The following is a 15,810-nucleotide window of genomic DNA, read 5'->3' as shown; positions in this document are numbered from 1 at the left end:
GCCTGCCGTATTCGGCCCATCCTGCCCAACCGAACGGGTGTGCCGGCTCACAGGACGTGACTCCCCGCACATACTTTGGAGGGGTTCGCTGGTCACCTGAACGTGAGTGCGAGGAGCCCCCGGGGCAGCCCGTACCCTGGGGGCATGAGTTCTGCGAGTCCCGGAATCACGCCCGCCGGCAGTCCGACGATCACCGAGTCCGGTGTGCCGGCAGGTGGCAAACGTGTCCTGCTCGCCAAGCCTCGCGGCTACTGCGCGGGTGTCGACCGCGCGGTCATCGCCGTCGAAAAGGCACTCGAGCTCTACGGCGCACCCGTGTACGTGCGCAAGGAGATCGTGCACAACCGGCACGTCGTGGAGACCCTGCGCGAACGCGGGGTGATCTTCGTCGACGAGACCTCCGAGGTGCCCGAGGGCGAACTGGTGGTGTTCTCCGCGCACGGCGTCTCGCCCGCGGTGCACGCCGAGGCGGCCGAGCGCAACCTGCGGACCATCGACGCGACCTGCCCGCTCGTGACCAAGGTGCACAAGGAAGTCAACCGGTTCGCGAAGGACGACTACGACATCCTGCTGATCGGCCACGAAGGCCACGAAGAGGTCGAAGGCACCGCCGGCGAGGCTCCCGACAAGGTGCAGCTCGTCGACACCGCCGAGGACGTCGACAAGGTCCAGGTCCGCGACCCGTCGAAGGTCATCTGGCTGTCGCAGACCACCCTTTCGGTGGACGAGACCATGGAGCGCGTGGATCAGCTGCGGGACAAGTTCCCCGGCTTGGCCGACCCGCCCAGCGACGACATCTGCTACGCCACCACGAACCGCCAGGTCGCGGTCAAGGCCATGGCCGCCGAGTGCGACCTGGTGCTGGTGGTCGGCTCGACGAACTCGTCCAACTCGAAGCGGCTGGTCGAGGTCGCGCTGAAGGCGGGGGCGCGCGCGTCGCACCTGGTCGACTTCGCGCACGAGGTCGATGAAGCCTGGCTCGAAGGCGTCGAGACCGTCGGTGTCACCAGCGGCGCTTCCGTGCCGGACGTGCTGGTGATGGACCTGCTGGCGTGGCTGGCCGAGCGTGGCTGGGACAGCGTCGACGAGGTCACCACCGCGAACGAGAAGATCGCGTTCGCGCTTCCGCACGAGCTGCGCAAGGCCGCGAAGGCCTGACGTTCCCTACGAGAAAGGGCCGTCCGAGGAAGTCCTCGGGCGGCCCTTTCTGCTGGTCAGCGGCTCAAGTGGTAGCAAAGGTCCCTTGCTTCACCGCTCGTCGTCCCACGGCCGGCGGCGGGGCGGCTGCCCTCCACGGCGCGGGTCGTCCGCACGCGGCGGGCGTCGGCGCGGGGCACCGGGGGCGCTTTCACCACGGGGATCGCGGCGACGAGGTTCGCCGTCTTCCGGGCGCGGCCGCCGGGGCTGCCGTCCCGGCGGCGGCGGTTTGCGGGCGCCGGGTTCGGCGTCGCGGCGCGGCCGGCGCTCGTCGTCGACCGGACGGCGACGGGGCGGGGCACCGTCTCGCGGCGCGGCGTCCCGGGGAGCACCGCGGCGGGAAGGCGGGGGCGGGGTCTGACCGGTCCGGGACGCCGGACGGCCACGGCCCGGCGCGGCGGCCGCGGCGGGACGGGCGGCGGGCTTGGCCTCGTCGCGACGTTCCGGTTTGGTGCCCGGCTTGACCTTCACCGGGGCCTCGGGATCGCGTTCGCGGTAGATCCGGAAGATGCCGATCGCCAAGGTGACGCCGGTGGTGATGGCCATCGTCGGGAAGCCGTTGATCAGCGGCGTGCCGACGTCGAAGGCTCTCGAAAGAAGGTCTGTGCCCTTGCTGCCGTCCGAGGTCAGGAGGATGACTCCCGGGACGGTCACGGCGAGGACCAGGGGCGGCTGCACCATCGGGCCGAACAGCCCGCGGCGCTGGACGGCCACCACCGCGGCCACCGCGCCGAGCGCGTAGCAGGCCTTGAACAGCAGCCCCAGGTCCTTCTGCATCATCATGTCGACGAAGGCGCCAAGGATGGCGAGCCCGAAGCCCACCAGGACGGCCGCCCACCAGGGCAGCCCGCGCCTGGCGCCGACGAGCGGACGCTCGTCCCAGGCAACGGGGACGTCGTCGGCATCAGGATCGCTCTGGCGATCGCGAATCGCGGTCACAGGCTCCACCGTATATCCAAGCTGCGGGCATACCGCCAACAGGCGGTGTGTCTATCGCCTGGTAGTGGTCATTCCGGACCACCCGGACGGACCGTCCGGGCACTTACCGGAAGTGCTACGAGTAAGCGGGCGGCAAGGTTGTCGGCCGGGTCGAAACGGAGCTTGCGATTCCGGAAACCGCTGGTGGGGCGGGTGCGGTGGGTGCGCCGAGCGCTGCGGTACATGAAGGCCCCCTTCCTGTACCTAGGCGCAAGGAAGGGGGCCTTCATGTACTTGGGAAGGGGCCCTTCACGGACCGGACCTGGACCGACCTCCACTCCGCCACTCACGAGGCGGGGAGTTCGTCCGCTTTTCTGATCAGCGGCACCGGCGCCGGGCTGCCCGCGGCGTCCGTCAGCGGCGAGACCGTGCTCCGGAAGCTCTCGAGCGCCTCCAGCTCCCGACGCCGCGCCGAGATGAACCGCTGCAGGTGGGTGCTCGACAGGTTCAGCGCGTCGACCGCGTTGCCGGCTGCCCGGTGCGCGGCCGCGGCGCCCGCTCGTACCTGCTCGACGTCCTCGACCAGTGCCCGTTCGGTGGCGGCGAACAGCGCGGCGGAGGCCAGCACGGCGAATCCCGTCGGCCCGCACAGGAAGACCCGCCGGTCCAGCATCCAGCGCAGCAGTTCCGGGTCGGTGTCCAGCGCGGCCACGACGGCCGCGTCGGACGGGACGAACATGATCGTCCCGTAGATCGCGTCGGCCCAGCGCTGGTAGCCCTTGCCCGCGAGCTCGGCCGCCCGTGACCGCAGCTGCCGGACGTGGACGCGCAGCGCGTCCAGCCGTTCTTCGGGGTCGTCGGTCTCGACGGCCTCGGCCCAGCAGGCCATGCTCGCCTTCGCGTCGACGGGGACCGTCCGGCCGCCGCCGACCCGCAGCACCATGTCCGGTTTCGCGGCGCCGCCGCCCGCCAGATCCGTCTGCAAGGTGAAGTGCAGCTCCTCGCGGAGCCCGAGCGCGCGTGCGGTCTCCAGGAGCACTTGCTCGCCCAACTCGCCCCGGCCGCTGATCGAGGCGAACGCGACCTCGTACCGGCGCAGCGCGAGCTGCTGCTGATCCGCCTTCGCCCGCTCGGCCGCGACCTGTTTCGCCGCCGCGTCCGCCCGCCGCATGCCGTCGTTGTACAGCCGCCACAGCAGCGCGACGGCCGCGAGCAGCAGCAACGCGAGCACGACGGCCGCGGTGGTGATCACCGTCGCCACCGGTACCTCCCCTCCGGATCCGAGTCGGAGGACATCATGGCGGAACCCACCGACAAAACCGGAGCGGCGCGGTCGCGCTCCGTATCTGACCTGCGTCGTCCCCGGCGTGTCGGAAAGCGCGGTGCCGCCAAGGGCGCGCCTCCGCTGCTCGGCCGGTGCGCGGCCCTACCTTGGGCTGCGTGAAGCTCCTGCACACCTCCGACTGGCATATCGGCCGCACCTTCCACGGCGCCGATCTGCTCGCCGAACAGGAAGCCGTGCTGGGTCATCTCGCCGATCTCGTGGTCGCCGAGTCGGTCGACGTCGTGCTCGTGTCCGGGGACATCTACGACCGTGCGGTGCCCTCGGCGGAGGCCGTCCGCGTGGCCACCACGGCGCTGGGGCGGATCCGGCAGGCCGGGGCGAAACTGGTGATGACCCCGGGCAATCACGACTCCGCGCCGAGGCTGGGCGCGTTCGCCGAATTCGCCGCGGCGGGCGGGCTGCATCTGCGCGCCACGATCGACGGGCTCGCCGAGCCGGTGCTGCTGCCCGACGAACACGGCGAGGTCGCCCTCTACGGCATCCCGTATCTGGAACCGGAGCCCGCGCGGCACGCCCTCGGTGTCCCCGAGGCCCGCGGCCACACCGGCGTTCTCACCGAAGCGATGCGGCGGATCCGGGAGGACCTCGCCGGGCGGCCGTCCGGGACGCGGTCGGTGGTGCTCGCGCACGCCTTCGTCACCGGCGGCGAGCCGACCGAATCCGAGCGGACCATCGCGGTCGGCGGCGTCGAGCAGGTACCGGGTTCGGTGTTCGACGGCGTCGATTACGTCGCGCTCGGCCACCTGCACGGCCCGCAGACCCTCGCCGAGCACCTGCGCTATTCCGGCAGCCCGCTGGCGTACTCGTTTTCCGAGACACGCCAACGGAAATCGGTCTGGCTGGTGGAACTCGGCGCCGACGGGCTGGCCGAGGTCCGGCGCCACGAACTGCCGGTGCCGAGGCATCTCGCGATGCTGCGCGGCGAGCTGGCGGAGCTGCTTTCGGACCCGGAGCACGACGGCCTCACCGAACATTTCCTCTCTTTCACGGTCACCGATCGAGTCCGCCCGATCGACGCGATGCGCAAACTGCGTGAGCGGTTCCCGTACGCGGTGCACATGGACTGGCAGCCGGAGGGCGGGCACGACGGGGCCGCGCTGAAGTACGCCGAAGCCGTCCGCGGGCGGTCCGACGTCGAGATCACACGCAGTTTCCTGGAGGACTGCCGTGGCTCCGCGCCGTCGGAGAGCGAGGAGCGGCTGGTGCTGGCGGCGCTGGGCGCGGCGGGCAGGGAGCGCGAAGTATGAGACTGCACCGGTTGGAGGTCGCCGCTTTCGGTCCGTACGCGGGCCGTGAGGTGGTGGACTTCGACGCGCTCGGCGCGGACGGGCTGTTCCTGCTGCACGGTGACACCGGCGCGGGGAAGACGACGCTGCTCGACGCGATCGCGTTCGCCTTGTTCGGCACCGTTCCCGGCGCTCGCGGCGAGGTCAAACGGCTGCGCTGCGACCTCGCCGAACCGGATCAGGTCACCGAGGTCGTCCTCGAACTGACCGTGCAGGGCCAGCGGATGCGGATCGCGCGCAACCCCGAGTACCAGCGGCCCAAGCGCCGAGGCGAGGGGATGACCGTCCAGCAGGCGAAGGCGGTGCTCAGCTGGGTCGGCACGGTGCCAGCCGGCCACGTCGCCGAGGGCATCACGCGGATCGACGAGGTCGCGCGCACGGTCGAACGGCTCATCGGCATGACGCACGAGCAGTTCTTCCAGGTGGTCCTGCTGCCGCAGGGCGAATTCGCGCGGTTCCTGCGCGCGAACACCGCCGAGCGCGAGGAGCTGCTGGAGCGCCTGTTCGGCACCGAGCGCTTCTCCGACGTCGAGGACTGGTTCGCGAACCTGCGTGCCGAACGTGGCCGCGAGTTGCAGGCCCGGCAGCAGTCGCTGCGGGAATGGGTCGCCCGGTTCGCGCAGGTCGCGGGGCAGGAAGCGCCCGAAGAGGGGCAGGCCGAGTGGGTCGGCGAAGTGCTGGCCGAATCGGCGCGCCGCGTCGGCGAGGCCCAGGAACGCGACACGAAGGCCCGTGCGGCGGCCAAGAAGGCCGAGGCCGTTTGGCAGGAGAACCGGTCGACCGCCGAACGGATCCGCCGCGTGCGCACCGCGTACACGCGGTTGTCGGTGATCGCCGAGCAGGCGGACCAGCGTGCGGAGTGGGCGGAAGAGGTCGAGGCGGCCCATCGCGCGGCCGGGGTGGTCGCCGAGGCGGATCTTCTCGAACGCAGGCTCGACCAGCTCGCGGAGGCCGAAGCCGCCGAGGCTCTCCGAGCCCAGGAGGTTCCTGACGCGGCGGACAGTTCCGCCGCGGAGTTGCGCGCTCGGGCGGGCGGTTTACGGGAAGAGGCGGGCGCGCTCGCCGAACTCGTGGCGGAAAGCGAGCAGCAGCAACGGGATCTGGCTCGGCGCGAGCAGCTGACCGCCGTCGCGGGCAAGGCGGAGAAGCAGGCCGAGGAGTTCGCCGCCGAATTGGGTGCCGCGCCGGAGAAGGTCACGGCTTTGCGTGCCGAACTGGCCGCTGCCGCCGAAGCCGAAGCGAAGCTCGACGGCGCTCGCGCTCGTGTCGACGAGCTGACCGCGCTGGCCCGCGACGCCGACGAGGTGCCGAAGACGCGGCAGGTCGTCGAGCGGGCGCGGGTGGTGGTCAGCGAGGCCGTGGACGGCCATCAGCAGGCCCGGCAGCACCGGCTGGACCTGCGGGAGCGGCGTCTCGAAGGGATGGCGGCCGAACTCGCCGCCGGTCTCCACGCCGGAGAGGACTGCCCGGTCTGCGGGGCGACGGACCACCCGTCGCCCGCGACGCATACCGGTGGCCTGGTCGATCCCGAGGACGAACGGCACGCCGAAACCGCGGAACAGCAGGCGCATATGCGGCGCGAGAAGGCGAAAGCCGCGTTGCAGGAGGCTGAAAACCGCCTGACCGTCCTGATCGGGCGGTTGGGTGCGCACACCGCGGAGACCTTGCGGGCCGAGCTCGGCGAGGCGCGCGCTCTGGTCGCCACGCTGTCGGAAGCCGCTCGCCAACGGCCTGCGCTCGAGACACAGGTCGCTGCCCTGGAACGGAAGATCGAGCAGCTGACCGAACAGCGCGGCGCGGCCGAGCGGCGTGCGGTCGAGATCGCGACCGAGGTACGCGGTCTGACGGAACGGCTGACCGAACGTGAGCGGCGGTTGGAGAGCGCCCGCGGCGAGTTCGCCGACGTCGCAGCCCGGCGACGGCATCTGCTCGGCTTCGCGACCCGCCTCGACGCGCTCGCCGAAGCGCGGCTAAGTGTCGCGGGTGCCTGTGAGCGGCGTGACGAGCAAGCGAAACTGGTCAAGGAAGCGTTGCGGGCCAAGGGATTCGCCGATCTCGACGAGATGCGTGCCGCCGCGCGGCCGGACGAGCAGATCACGAAACTGGAGGCCAGCCTCGCCGACGCGAAGGTGATGGAGCGGGCCGCCCGCGAGGAACTCGCGCAACCCGACCTGTTCGGCATCTCGCCGGAGGACGAGATCGACGTCGGTGCTTCGGTGGACGCGGCGCAGGACACACGAGGCGAGGCCGAACAGGCGCTCGTGGCACTGCGCGCGGCCACCTCGCGGCACGCCGACCTGACGAAACTGGCCGAGCGGATGACGTCCTTGATGGCGGATCTGGCGCCGGTCGAAGAGCGGTACCTGGAACTGAAGGCACTGGCCGAGGTGGTCAACGGGCGCGGCCAGAACGCGCGGAAGATGTCGTTGCGCTCGTATGTACTGGCCGCGCGGCTGGAGGAGGTCGCGGTCGCGGCGACCGCGCGTCTGCGGACGATGAGCCAGGGCCGCTACTCCTTCGTGCACTCCGACGCGGCCGGGGCACGGGGCACCCGCGGCGGCCTCGGGCTCGACGTGCTCGACGACTACTCCGGCACCATCCGGCCCGCGAAGACGCTGTCAGGCGGCGAGTCCTTCCTCGCGTCGCTCTCGCTGGCCCTGGGGCTCGCCGACGTCGTCGCCGCCGAAACCGGCGGAGCGCTGCTGGACACGCTGTTCATCGACGAGGGCTTCGGCACGCTGGACGCCGAGACGCTCGACATCGTCATGAACATCCTCGACGAGCTTCGCGCCGGCGGGCGAGTGGTCGGGTTGGTGTCGCACGTGGAGGAGTTGCGGCAGCGGATCCCGACGCGGCTACGCGTCCGGAAGGCGCGTACGGGCTCTTCGGTGGAGATCCACGCCGCCTGACCCCCGCCCTCCCGCGCGCTAGGAAAGGCTCTTTCCTTGCAAAATTTGCAAGGAAAGGACCTTTCATGGCATCGGGAAGCGAGCTCAGGCGGCTTCGTGGGTCAGCAGCCACTGCTTCGCCGGAACACCCCACCGGAAGTTCCCCACGCCGCCGCCGGTCCGCACCACCCGGTGGCACGGCACGAACAATGCCGCCGCGTTCTTCGCGCACGCCGACGCGGCCGCCCGCACCGCCGCCGGATTCCCCGCCAGCGCCGCGTATTCCGCGTAGCTCACCGGCTCTCCGGCGGGCACTTTCCGCAGGATTTCCCAAGCGTGCTCCCGGAAAGCGCCGGACCGTTGCCGCACCTCGATATCGGCGACGGCGTCCAGGTCACCGTCGTGGTACCGGCGGATCGCGGTGCTCACCGGCCCCAGATCCCGTCGCTGTTTCACCTCGCCGGGGGCGAGCGACGGCGAGATCAGCGGTGTCAGTTCGGCGACGTCGCCGGTCCAGCCCGAGGCGAGCACGGCCCCGTCACCCGCCACGACGGCGGTGAACGGGCCGATCTTCGTGTCCATTGTGGACCAATACGCGATGCTCATGGGTTTCCTTTCAAGCGCGAAGTAGGTACATGCCGGCGTACGAGGACCAGGGCTGCCAGGCCCGCCCGCGTTCGGCCAGCGTCTTTTCGTCGTCGGAGATGCCCAGCGCCGCCGCTCCACGGCGCAGCGCCGGATCCCCGGTCAGCAGGACGTCCGGCGCGCCGAGCACGCGCATCAGGACGTAGTCCGCGATCTCCGGGCCGATTCCCGGGAGAACCAGCAGCTCCGCCCGCAACTCGGCCGGATCGCGGCCGACGTGGACCGACACCTCGTCGGCCAGCGCTCGGGCAACCGCGGCCACCCGTTCCGGGCCGTGTTCGGCGACCTGGGCCGCCGTCGGGAACACCGTGGTCAGCCCTTCGAGTGACTCGTCGCAGCTGGGCACGCGTTCGCCGAGGCTCTCGGCGAGCGCGGCCGTCTCGGCGGGGGAGAGCATCGCGCGCAGCACGAGCTCGTCGCCGTCGACCGCGCCGGGCACCCGGATGCCGGGGATCGCCTCGACCAGGGGCGCGAGAGCCGGGTCGGCGCCGAGCACCCGCGCGACCGCCTCGGGATCGGCGTCGAGGTCGAGCAGCCGCCGCACCCTGGCCACCGCGCTGCTCAGGTCACGCAGGTCGGTGAGCCGCAGGTCGCAGCGGACGTGGTCGTCCTTCGCCGTCAGCCACACCACGCCCGTGCCGTGCGCGAGCCGCAGCGTGCGGCCGTAGCCGGTCACCCCGGAATCGTCGCGCGTCACGTGCTCGACGCCGGGGACGGCCCGGCCTGCCAGGAAGTCCAGCACCCCGGCCGCGTCGAACGGCTTCCGGAACGGCAGCCGCAGGCTCAGCCGGGTCCCGGTCGGCAGCTCCTCGGCTTTACGACGGCGCAGGCTCGCCGCCCGAAGCTGCGAAGGCGTCGTCGCGAATACCTCGCGGATCGTCTCGTTGAACTGGCGGACGCTGGAGAACCCGGCCGCGAACGCGACGTCGGTCAGCGGGAGCCCGGACATCTCGATCAGCAGCCGCGCCGAATGCGCCCGGTGCGCCCTGGCCAGCGCCAGCGGACCGGCGCCGAGTTCCGCGGTGAGGACGCGTCCGAGCTGGCGTTCCGAATAGCCGAGCCGCCGCGCGAGCCCCGGGACGCCGTCGCGTTCGACGGTGCCGTCCGAGATGAGCCGCATCGCCCGTGCGGCGAGGTCGGCCCGGATGTCCCAGTCGGGCGAGCCGGGGACCGCGTCGGGCAGGCAGCGGCGGCAGGCGCGGAAGCCGTGCGACTGCGCGGCCGCCGACGTCGGGTAGAAGCGGACGTTCTGCTGCTTCGGCGTCGACGCGGGGCAGGACGGACGGCAGTAGATCCCGGTGGTGGCGACGGCCATGATGAACTGGCCGTCGAACCGGGAATCACGGGCGGCGACGGCGCGGTAACACCGTTCGGTGTCGCGCCACACGGCCCGTTCGGCCAGGGTCTGCTCGGTCATGACCTCGATCGTGCCACCAGGTCGGAGGCGCGGCTGGCGGAAATCCGACACGGCGATCAAGGCCTCGGCGGATGGGGCGGCGGGCGGCACGTAGACTTCTGGCCCGTGAGTCTCACCCTCGGCATCGTCGGCCTGCCCAACGTCGGCAAGTCCACCCTGTTCAACGCGCTGACCCGCAACGACGTGCTCGCGGCGAACTACCCGTTCGCGACGATCGAGCCCAACGTCGGCGTCGTCCCGCTGCCGGACCCGCGGCTGGACCAGCTCGCCGAGGTCTTCGGCTCCGAGCGGACCGTGCCCGCCGTCGTGTCCTTTGTGGACATCGCGGGCATCGTGAAGGGTGCCTCCGAGGGGGCGGGCCTCGGCAACAAGTTCCTCGCGAACATCCGCGAGGCCAACGCGATCTGCCAGGTCGTCCGCGTTTTCGACGATCCGGACGTGATCCACGTCGACGACCGGATCGACCCGGCGAGCGACATCGAGACGATCAACACCGAGCTGATCCTCGCCGACCTGCAGACGCTCGACAAGGCGCTGCACCGGCTCGAGAAGGAGGCGCGGACCAAGAAGGAAGCCAAGCCCGCCCTCGACAACGCGGTCAAGGCCAAGGAGATCCTCGACGGCGGCCGGACCCTGTTCCAGGCGCAGAAAGAGGTCGACTTCGAGGCGCTGCGCGAGCTGAGCCTGCTCACCACGAAGCCGTTCCTCTACGTCTTCAACGCCGACGAAGGCATCCTCACCGACGAGTCCCGTCGCGAAGAGCTGGCCAAGATGGTCGCCCCCGCGGACGCGGTCTTCCTCGACGCGAAGGTCGAATTCGAGCTGCTCGAACTGGACGACGAGGAGTCCGTGCGCGAGCTGCTGGAGTCCGTCGGTCAGCAGGAGCCGGGTCTCTACTCGCTCGCGCGTGCCGGCTTCCACACCCTGGGCCTGCAGACGTACCTGACCGCCGGCCCCAAGGAGTCGCGCGCCTGGACGATCCCGCAGGGCGCGACCGCCCCGCAGGCCGCGGGCGTCATCCACACCGACTTCGAGCGCGGCTTCATCAAGGCCGAGGTCGTCTCGTTCGACGACCTGATCGAGAACGGCTCGATGGCCGCCGCCCGGTCCGCCGGCAAGGTGCGCATGGAGGGCAAGGACTACGTCATGGCGGACGGCGACGTGGTGGAGTTCCGCTTCAACGTCTGAGGCGGCACGTCAGTTCTCAAGCGATCGGATTACCTCTTCGAGTCGAGTGCTGAGGTGCTCTCGCGGTAGGTCGAGATCGACGACAGACCGGCTGCCGCCGAGCATGTGATTCCGCTTCAATGTCTGGCCTGTCCTCCATCGCAACATGTGGCGTGAGGTCGCTGCATAGAGTGACTGTTCGGTGTTCGGTATTGACCGAACGCCGAACCGAGTGGAGCATGTGCTCGTGGACCCCCTTCAGCGAGCGCGGAATGCTCTGGACGCCTTGACCGATGCGATCGGCTCGCTAGGCCTCACCGTGCGCTTGGAAGATGTCGACGTGCACGGACGGGATCTCGTCGTCGTACTTCCTGACGGTCGGGAAGTCGGACTTCGGGTCAAGACGGTCGCCTTGATCACGGCCGATAGCTTGCCCGGTCTGCTCCGCGGTTGGTCGATGAAAGAGGCGGAGGGGAGCAAGGTCGTCGTGGCGGACAGGATCACGGCGGACGCGCGAACCATCCTCAACCAGGCCGGCTGGGGCTGGTTGGACTTGCGTGGCCACCTGAGGCTGACCGGTCCCGGGCTGTTCGTGGACTCGGACGTTCCCACTCTGGAAAAGCCGGACGGGGACCGGCACGGGATCATCGGCCGGGTCGGCATCGAGCTCGCCGTACTGCTGCTCCTCGACCCCGCTCGGCGGATCGGGGTCCGTGCGGCCGCTGCCGAGTTGTCTCGCGCGCCGAGCTCGATTTCAGAAGCTTTCGCAGCATTGCGCGGCGCGGGACTCGTGGATGGCGGCAACAAGCCGGCCGTACCCGCTCTTTTCTGGGAGCTCGCTGAACACTGGAAGCCGGTCGGCCGCGACGTGGCGAGCATCCCGATGCCGGGGGGACGGGACAACGCTGCGCTCCGGCTGGGCATGGACGACATCGAATCGACCGTTGGCTGGGCCCTGGCCGACACGGTCGCGGCCGCGGTCTACGGCGCACCTGTGTCGATCCGTGCCGATCATCCGCCCGACTTCTACGTCCCCGATCAGGCCACGCTGCGCCGATCTGTACAACTGCTGGGGGCGGCGGCGACGGCCGTCACGCGCGCAGGCCGTGTCCGTGTCGCCCCGGTGTCGTTGGTGTGCGCTCGCCGCATAGACGCCACAGGGTGGGCGGCGGAAGAGCGGCCACTGGCGAATCCTCTGTTCGTCGCGCTGGACCTGGCGCAGGATCCTGGGCGGGGCAAGGAAATCCTCGACGGCTGGACCCCCAGGAGGGTCGGGACCCGTGTCTGGTGACCCGGCGGCCGTGGTTCTCGCGGGAAGGTCGATGACCCAGATCGTCAGTGCGATACCGGTTGTCGCCGAGCAGACGGGACGTGCGGTAGTGCTTGTGGGCGGTCTTGCCGTCATGTGCCGCCTGACGACGCCGTACCGGGTGACAACCGACCTCGACACGGTTGATCGCCGGGCCGTGGACGAGGACTCTCAGCTGCAACTCCTCGTGGCGGCCGGCGCGACGCCGAGCGGGCCGGCCGGTGCCTTGGTCCGTACCCCGTGGGGCGAGGTACAGGTCGACGTCCTTGAGGTCACCGATGCGGACATCGATGATCTTCCGGACGACCCGACCGATCGCCTTCACGTCCAATCTCATGCGTGGGCGGCGTCCACTGCATCTGCGCTCTTGCTCAGCGCGGAGGGGATCCCGCCTCTCACAGTGCGAGTTGCCGAGCCGGGTCCCATTATCGCGATGAAGCTGCAGTCGATAATGAACCGCGGCGCCGCCAAAGAAGGAACGGATCTCCTGGACGTCGTACGCATCACGCTTGATCGTACTTGCGGTCCAGTGTCGCGAGATCAGCTTGAGTCTGCTGAAGCGCAGTTACGCGCCGACGCACTCCTTCATGCTCGACAATGGTTCGATCGTTTTGAAGCTCAATCGTTGCGAAAGATCCGAGCCCTGCCTGAGGGGCGAGATGTGGAGATCGACGACTTGAGATTGGTCGGTGACCTACTCGCCGGGGCGCTCGACCGTCGATGAGCCCGCTTTGGTCAGTGCTTAGCCGGTCGACGTTATTCCAGTGGTTAATCTGGTGGAGCTCCGCTTCAACGTCTGATTCTCCAAGGAGTCAAGGGCATGAGTGCCGATCGCGACGTCTCGTTCATCGATCGCTGGGGCGTCCAGATCGAAGACGACATCTCCGTCGAGGCCTTCGGCGCCCTGCTCGACGCGCTCAATGACGACGATGCCGAGCACGTCGTCGTCGACATCAACGACAGCGACGACTGGTTCGTCGAGTTCACCCGCCGCTCCGTCTGTTTCCAGCAGGCGGAACGCGGCGGGGAAGTCGTCGGCACCCTCGACTACGCCGACCGCGACGAGGCGCTCGCGATCGCCAAGGAGTTCATCGACGGCGACTTCGAGGCTGTTCGCGCACGCTCCTGGAAGTCCGACGGGTGAATCACACGCCGTAGCGGTCCTGGAACATCTTCGCGGGTGCCTCCCCGTGCCGCGCCGTGTAGGCCGCCACGATCTCGTCCGCCACATCCTCACCGGCCTGAAGCCGGACGAGGTATGGAACCGCCCAGTGCAGCTCGGCGGCGTCGAAATCCTTCTCCCACAGCGGGTTGAGCCCGGTCCGCGACTCGTCGAGCACAGCGGAGAGCGGGACCTGCCCGCCCGCGTTCACCGGATGCGGGCCCACTGAGATCGAGAAGCGGGAAGCGGCGCCCGCCGGGTGCACGGCCATTTCCATGGGGTGCGGGTGGTGGCCGGGCGCCGTGCGCGCGATCACGAGGAACCGCAACGGCCGCCGTTTCGTCTTTTTCATGCGGCCATTCGAGCACGCCGCCACGGACCGAGGATGAACCGCATGACGAGCCCCGCCCTCTCCCCGCTTGCCCGCGCTCTGGCGCGCACGGACTTCGCGGAGAACTGGTACCGCTGGTGCGACGCCCGGCGTGACTGGGCGGCCGAGGCGACGGGTGTCTACGACGAAGACTCCCTGTTGACCGCCAGCGGTGTCGTGTTTAGCCAGACGGTCCAGCTCGGGCGCGGACTCAACTCCCAGGAGTGCCGCCTGGCGGTGCTCGCTAGCGGCGAGCGGCAAGGGGAGCCCGAGATGCTGCACTCGATGGCGCGCGCCATCCGCCTCTCCCGGGGCGAGCCGGAACCGGACCCGCCCTACCCTCGGCCGATCATCGGCAGCCGCGGTCAGCTGGAGGTCGTGTCGCGCGAGATCGTCGACGTTCTCGGCCAGGTCGCCCGAGGCTGGGCGTCATGACCGAGGTTCTCTTCTCCCGTGAGAACGGTTGGATCCCGCGAGTGATCCGCGAGAACGGCGAGCTCGTCCTCGAACTCGGCGCCGGAGCCGACGCCAACCATGATCCCCGCAGGTTCACCCTCCCGATCTCGGAAGCCCACTTCGCGGTGATCCGCAGCGATCTGGTCCGGCATCTGCTGCTGTGGAGCGCGATCCTGCCGCTCTGCGCGGCCGCCGGGATCCGGGGGCCGCTCGACGAACGCGCGGCGGTCGCCTTGCTGGACCCGATCCTTCTCGGGGCGCCCGCCGAAGTGGAGTCGTTCTTCCAAGACATCCGCTGGGACGTACGACGGCTCGTCGCCCAGGGCGCGGACGTCGAACTGCTCGGGCGCGGACGGCTCTTCGCCGCGTTGGGTTCCGCGACGGAGCGGGCCGATTGGTCGCTCGTCCGCGAGTACGACGCGGACCGTGGGCGCGCCCGGTGAGTTCCCTGCTGTGTTCGGAAGGACGACGATGAGGCCACTGACCTTCACCGACGACAAGGAAAACGAGCTGAAGTGGGTGCCGGGCGATGCGCGATCCGCGCCCGACGCGTTCCGGGAGTTCGTCGACCGGCACCGTGCCGACGACAACGCCACGTTCTGCATCGAGGACGAGGAGAACGAAGAGGCGCTGCTGCTCATGTACGACGCCGGCACCATCTGCCGGATCAAGGGCGCGCAGGATTCGCGGGTCGAGTATCGCCTCGTCACCAATGGCGGCGACTACCGGAGCCAGGTGGCGAACTTCGTCCACGGCGGTTCGGCCGCGCTCGACCGCAGTGGGCCGTGGTTGCCGGACGTCGCCACCCTCAGCCGGGCGAGGCTCCGCTTCGAGTTCGACGGGTCCGTGCTGCGACGGACCCATCCGCGCGAGCTGCGCCGTCGTCTCGAGATCCTGACCGTCATCGACGGACACGAGCCGACGACGGTCGACGGGGTCACGCACTTCGGCTTCGGTAACGGCGGCGGTGACACGGTCAACGCCTGGTTCACCGCCGACGGGCGCGGCCTGGTGACGACCTTCGATCACACCAGCGCACTCAATTTCTACGAAGACCCGCAGGCACAGGCCGCCCTGTACGACGGCGTGCCGGCGGACCTCCTCGCCATGGTGAAGGACGCGCCCGAGACGGAAACGACGCTCGAGGTCGGCGGCCTGGTGGTCGCCGGCGGCGTCTTCACCTTCTCGGGACCGTGCGCCATGGCGGAAGGACTGGTGTCCCGGCTGCAGGAGGCGCAACTGGACGTCAGGGAGACCGGGGTCGGCTGGCTGCTCGAAGGTCTCCTCTCGTTGGAGGACTTCACCCCCGCCGCGGTCGCGGAGGAAGTGGCGTGGTGGAGCGACGAGGACATCGAGAAGGGGTTCGCCGCTGCCCCTCGGGAACAGCCTGCGCCGTTCGACCAGGAGACGGTGGATCGCTTCTGCAAGATCTGGGCCGACTCCGGGTACAACGATCGCTGGGACGTGCACTACGTCTTCTTCGACGGCTACACGGTCGAGGACGCGGGTGAGGCGCGGGACGAGCTCCTGGCCTTGGTCCGGACACTCGGACTCGAGCGCGTCGACGCCCCGCCCGGAGCCCCCACCGGTGAAGTGTGGGTCCGCACCGACCCCCGTATCGACGCCGAGCTCGAGCGCTGGTCGTGACCT

General features: G+C 69.9%; 15 protein-coding genes. 10 read left to right on the top strand and 5 right to left on the bottom strand.

The window, feature by feature from the left end:
• Positions 1–144: 144 nt before the first annotated feature.
• Entirely contained in the window at positions 145–1,158 is a 1,014-nt protein-coding gene (locus tag AMK34_RS09965; protein ID WP_037340897.1) for a 4-hydroxy-3-methylbut-2-enyl diphosphate reductase, read from the top strand.
• A gap of 90 nt (positions 1,159–1,248) precedes the next feature.
• On the opposite strand, the gene AMK34_RS09960 is transcribed toward AMK34_RS09965, so the two are convergent.
• Both AMK34_RS09960 and rmuC read right to left on the bottom strand, forming a co-directional pair.
• Entirely contained in the window at positions 1,249–2,136 is an 888-nt protein-coding gene (locus AMK34_RS09960; protein WP_016337156.1) for a DUF6542 domain-containing protein, read from the bottom strand.
• A gap of 325 nt (positions 2,137–2,461) precedes the next feature.
• Positions 2,462–3,376 (bottom strand): DNA recombination protein RmuC, encoded by a 915-nt coding sequence (gene rmuC, locus AMK34_RS09955; protein ID WP_016337155.1) that lies wholly within the window; start codon positions 3,374–3,376, stop codon positions 2,462–2,464.
• 179 nt (positions 3,377–3,555) lie between these two features.
• Here rmuC and AMK34_RS09950 point away from each other — a divergent pair, with 179 nt between their 5' ends.
• Both AMK34_RS09950 and AMK34_RS09945 read left to right on the top strand, forming a co-directional pair.
• Positions 3,556–4,707, top strand: coding sequence for an exonuclease SbcCD subunit D (locus AMK34_RS09950; protein WP_038508460.1), 1,152 nt, complete (start codon positions 3,556–3,558; stop codon positions 4,705–4,707).
• Positions 4,704–7,655, top strand: a complete 2,952-nt coding sequence (locus AMK34_RS09945; protein ID WP_073844784.1) for an AAA family ATPase — start codon at positions 4,704–4,706, stop codon at positions 7,653–7,655. Before AMK34_RS09950 ends, AMK34_RS09945 begins: the two co-directional genes overlap by 4 nt.
• A gap of 84 nt (positions 7,656–7,739) precedes the next feature.
• Here the strand turns inward: AMK34_RS09945 and AMK34_RS09940 are convergent, their stop codons facing one another.
• Together AMK34_RS09940 and AMK34_RS09935 are read right to left on the bottom strand one after the other, a co-directional pair.
• Complete coding sequence (locus AMK34_RS09940; RefSeq protein ID WP_073844782.1) at positions 7,740–8,240, bottom strand: methylated-DNA--[protein]-cysteine S-methyltransferase; 501 nt, start codon at positions 8,238–8,240, stop codon at positions 7,740–7,742.
• A gap of 10 nt (positions 8,241–8,250) precedes the next feature.
• Positions 8,251–9,696, bottom strand: coding sequence for a DNA-3-methyladenine glycosylase 2 family protein (locus tag AMK34_RS09935; protein WP_073846237.1), 1,446 nt, complete (start codon positions 9,694–9,696; stop codon positions 8,251–8,253).
• 105 nt (positions 9,697–9,801) lie between these two features.
• Here AMK34_RS09935 and ychF point away from each other — a divergent pair, with 105 nt between their 5' ends.
• The 4 genes from ychF to AMK34_RS09915 all read left to right on the top strand — a co-directional run bounded on the left by ychF (position 9,802) and on the right by AMK34_RS09915 (position 13,316).
• A complete protein-coding gene (ychF, locus tag AMK34_RS09930) occupies positions 9,802–10,884 on the top strand; it encodes a redox-regulated ATPase YchF (RefSeq protein ID WP_073844780.1) in 1,083 nt (360 codons plus the stop codon).
• Between the two features lie 265 nt (positions 10,885–11,149).
• Entirely contained in the window at positions 11,150–12,154 is a 1,005-nt protein-coding gene (locus AMK34_RS42975; RefSeq protein ID WP_158073280.1) for a transcriptional regulator, read from the top strand.
• A 31-nt stretch (positions 12,155–12,185) separates the two neighbouring features.
• Positions 12,186–12,896, top strand: a complete 711-nt coding sequence (locus AMK34_RS09920; protein WP_073844778.1) for a hypothetical protein — start codon at positions 12,186–12,188, stop codon at positions 12,894–12,896.
• Positions 12,897–12,992: 96 nt separating this feature from the next.
• A complete protein-coding gene (locus AMK34_RS09915; protein ID WP_073844776.1) occupies positions 12,993–13,316 on the top strand; it encodes a hypothetical protein in 324 nt (107 codons plus the stop codon).
• Position 13,317: 1 nt separating this feature from the next.
• Here the strand turns inward: AMK34_RS09915 and AMK34_RS09910 are convergent, their stop codons facing one another.
• The gene (locus tag AMK34_RS09910) at positions 13,318–13,686 is read right to left on the bottom strand and encodes a hypothetical protein (RefSeq protein ID WP_073844774.1); all 369 of its coding nucleotides are present in this window, start codon (positions 13,684–13,686) and stop codon (positions 13,318–13,320) included.
• Between the two features lie 42 nt (positions 13,687–13,728).
• Here AMK34_RS09910 and AMK34_RS09905 point away from each other — a divergent pair, with 42 nt between their 5' ends.
• The 3 genes from AMK34_RS09905 to AMK34_RS09895 are packed head-to-tail and all read left to right on the top strand — an operon-like array spanning position 13,729 to position 15,807.
• Positions 13,729–14,139, top strand: a complete 411-nt coding sequence (locus AMK34_RS09905; RefSeq protein WP_073844772.1) for a hypothetical protein — start codon at positions 13,729–13,731, stop codon at positions 14,137–14,139.
• Complete coding sequence (locus AMK34_RS09900) at positions 14,136–14,603, top strand: DUF6357 family protein (protein ID WP_073844770.1); 468 nt, start codon at positions 14,136–14,138, stop codon at positions 14,601–14,603. The genes AMK34_RS09905 and AMK34_RS09900 overlap by 4 nt, the downstream gene beginning before the upstream one ends.
• A gap of 28 nt (positions 14,604–14,631) precedes the next feature.
• A complete protein-coding gene (locus tag AMK34_RS09895; protein WP_073846235.1) occupies positions 14,632–15,807 on the top strand; it encodes a DUF6357 family protein in 1,176 nt (391 codons plus the stop codon).
• Positions 15,808–15,810: the final 3 nt, after the last annotated feature.

The sequence above is a fragment of the Amycolatopsis sp. CB00013 genome, from assembly GCF_001905755.1.
Lineage (GTDB): Bacteria > Actinomycetota > Actinomycetes > Mycobacteriales > Pseudonocardiaceae > Amycolatopsis > Amycolatopsis japonica.
Note: the sequence above shows the minus strand (reverse complement) of the source record. Positions and strands in the feature narration are given on the sequence as shown.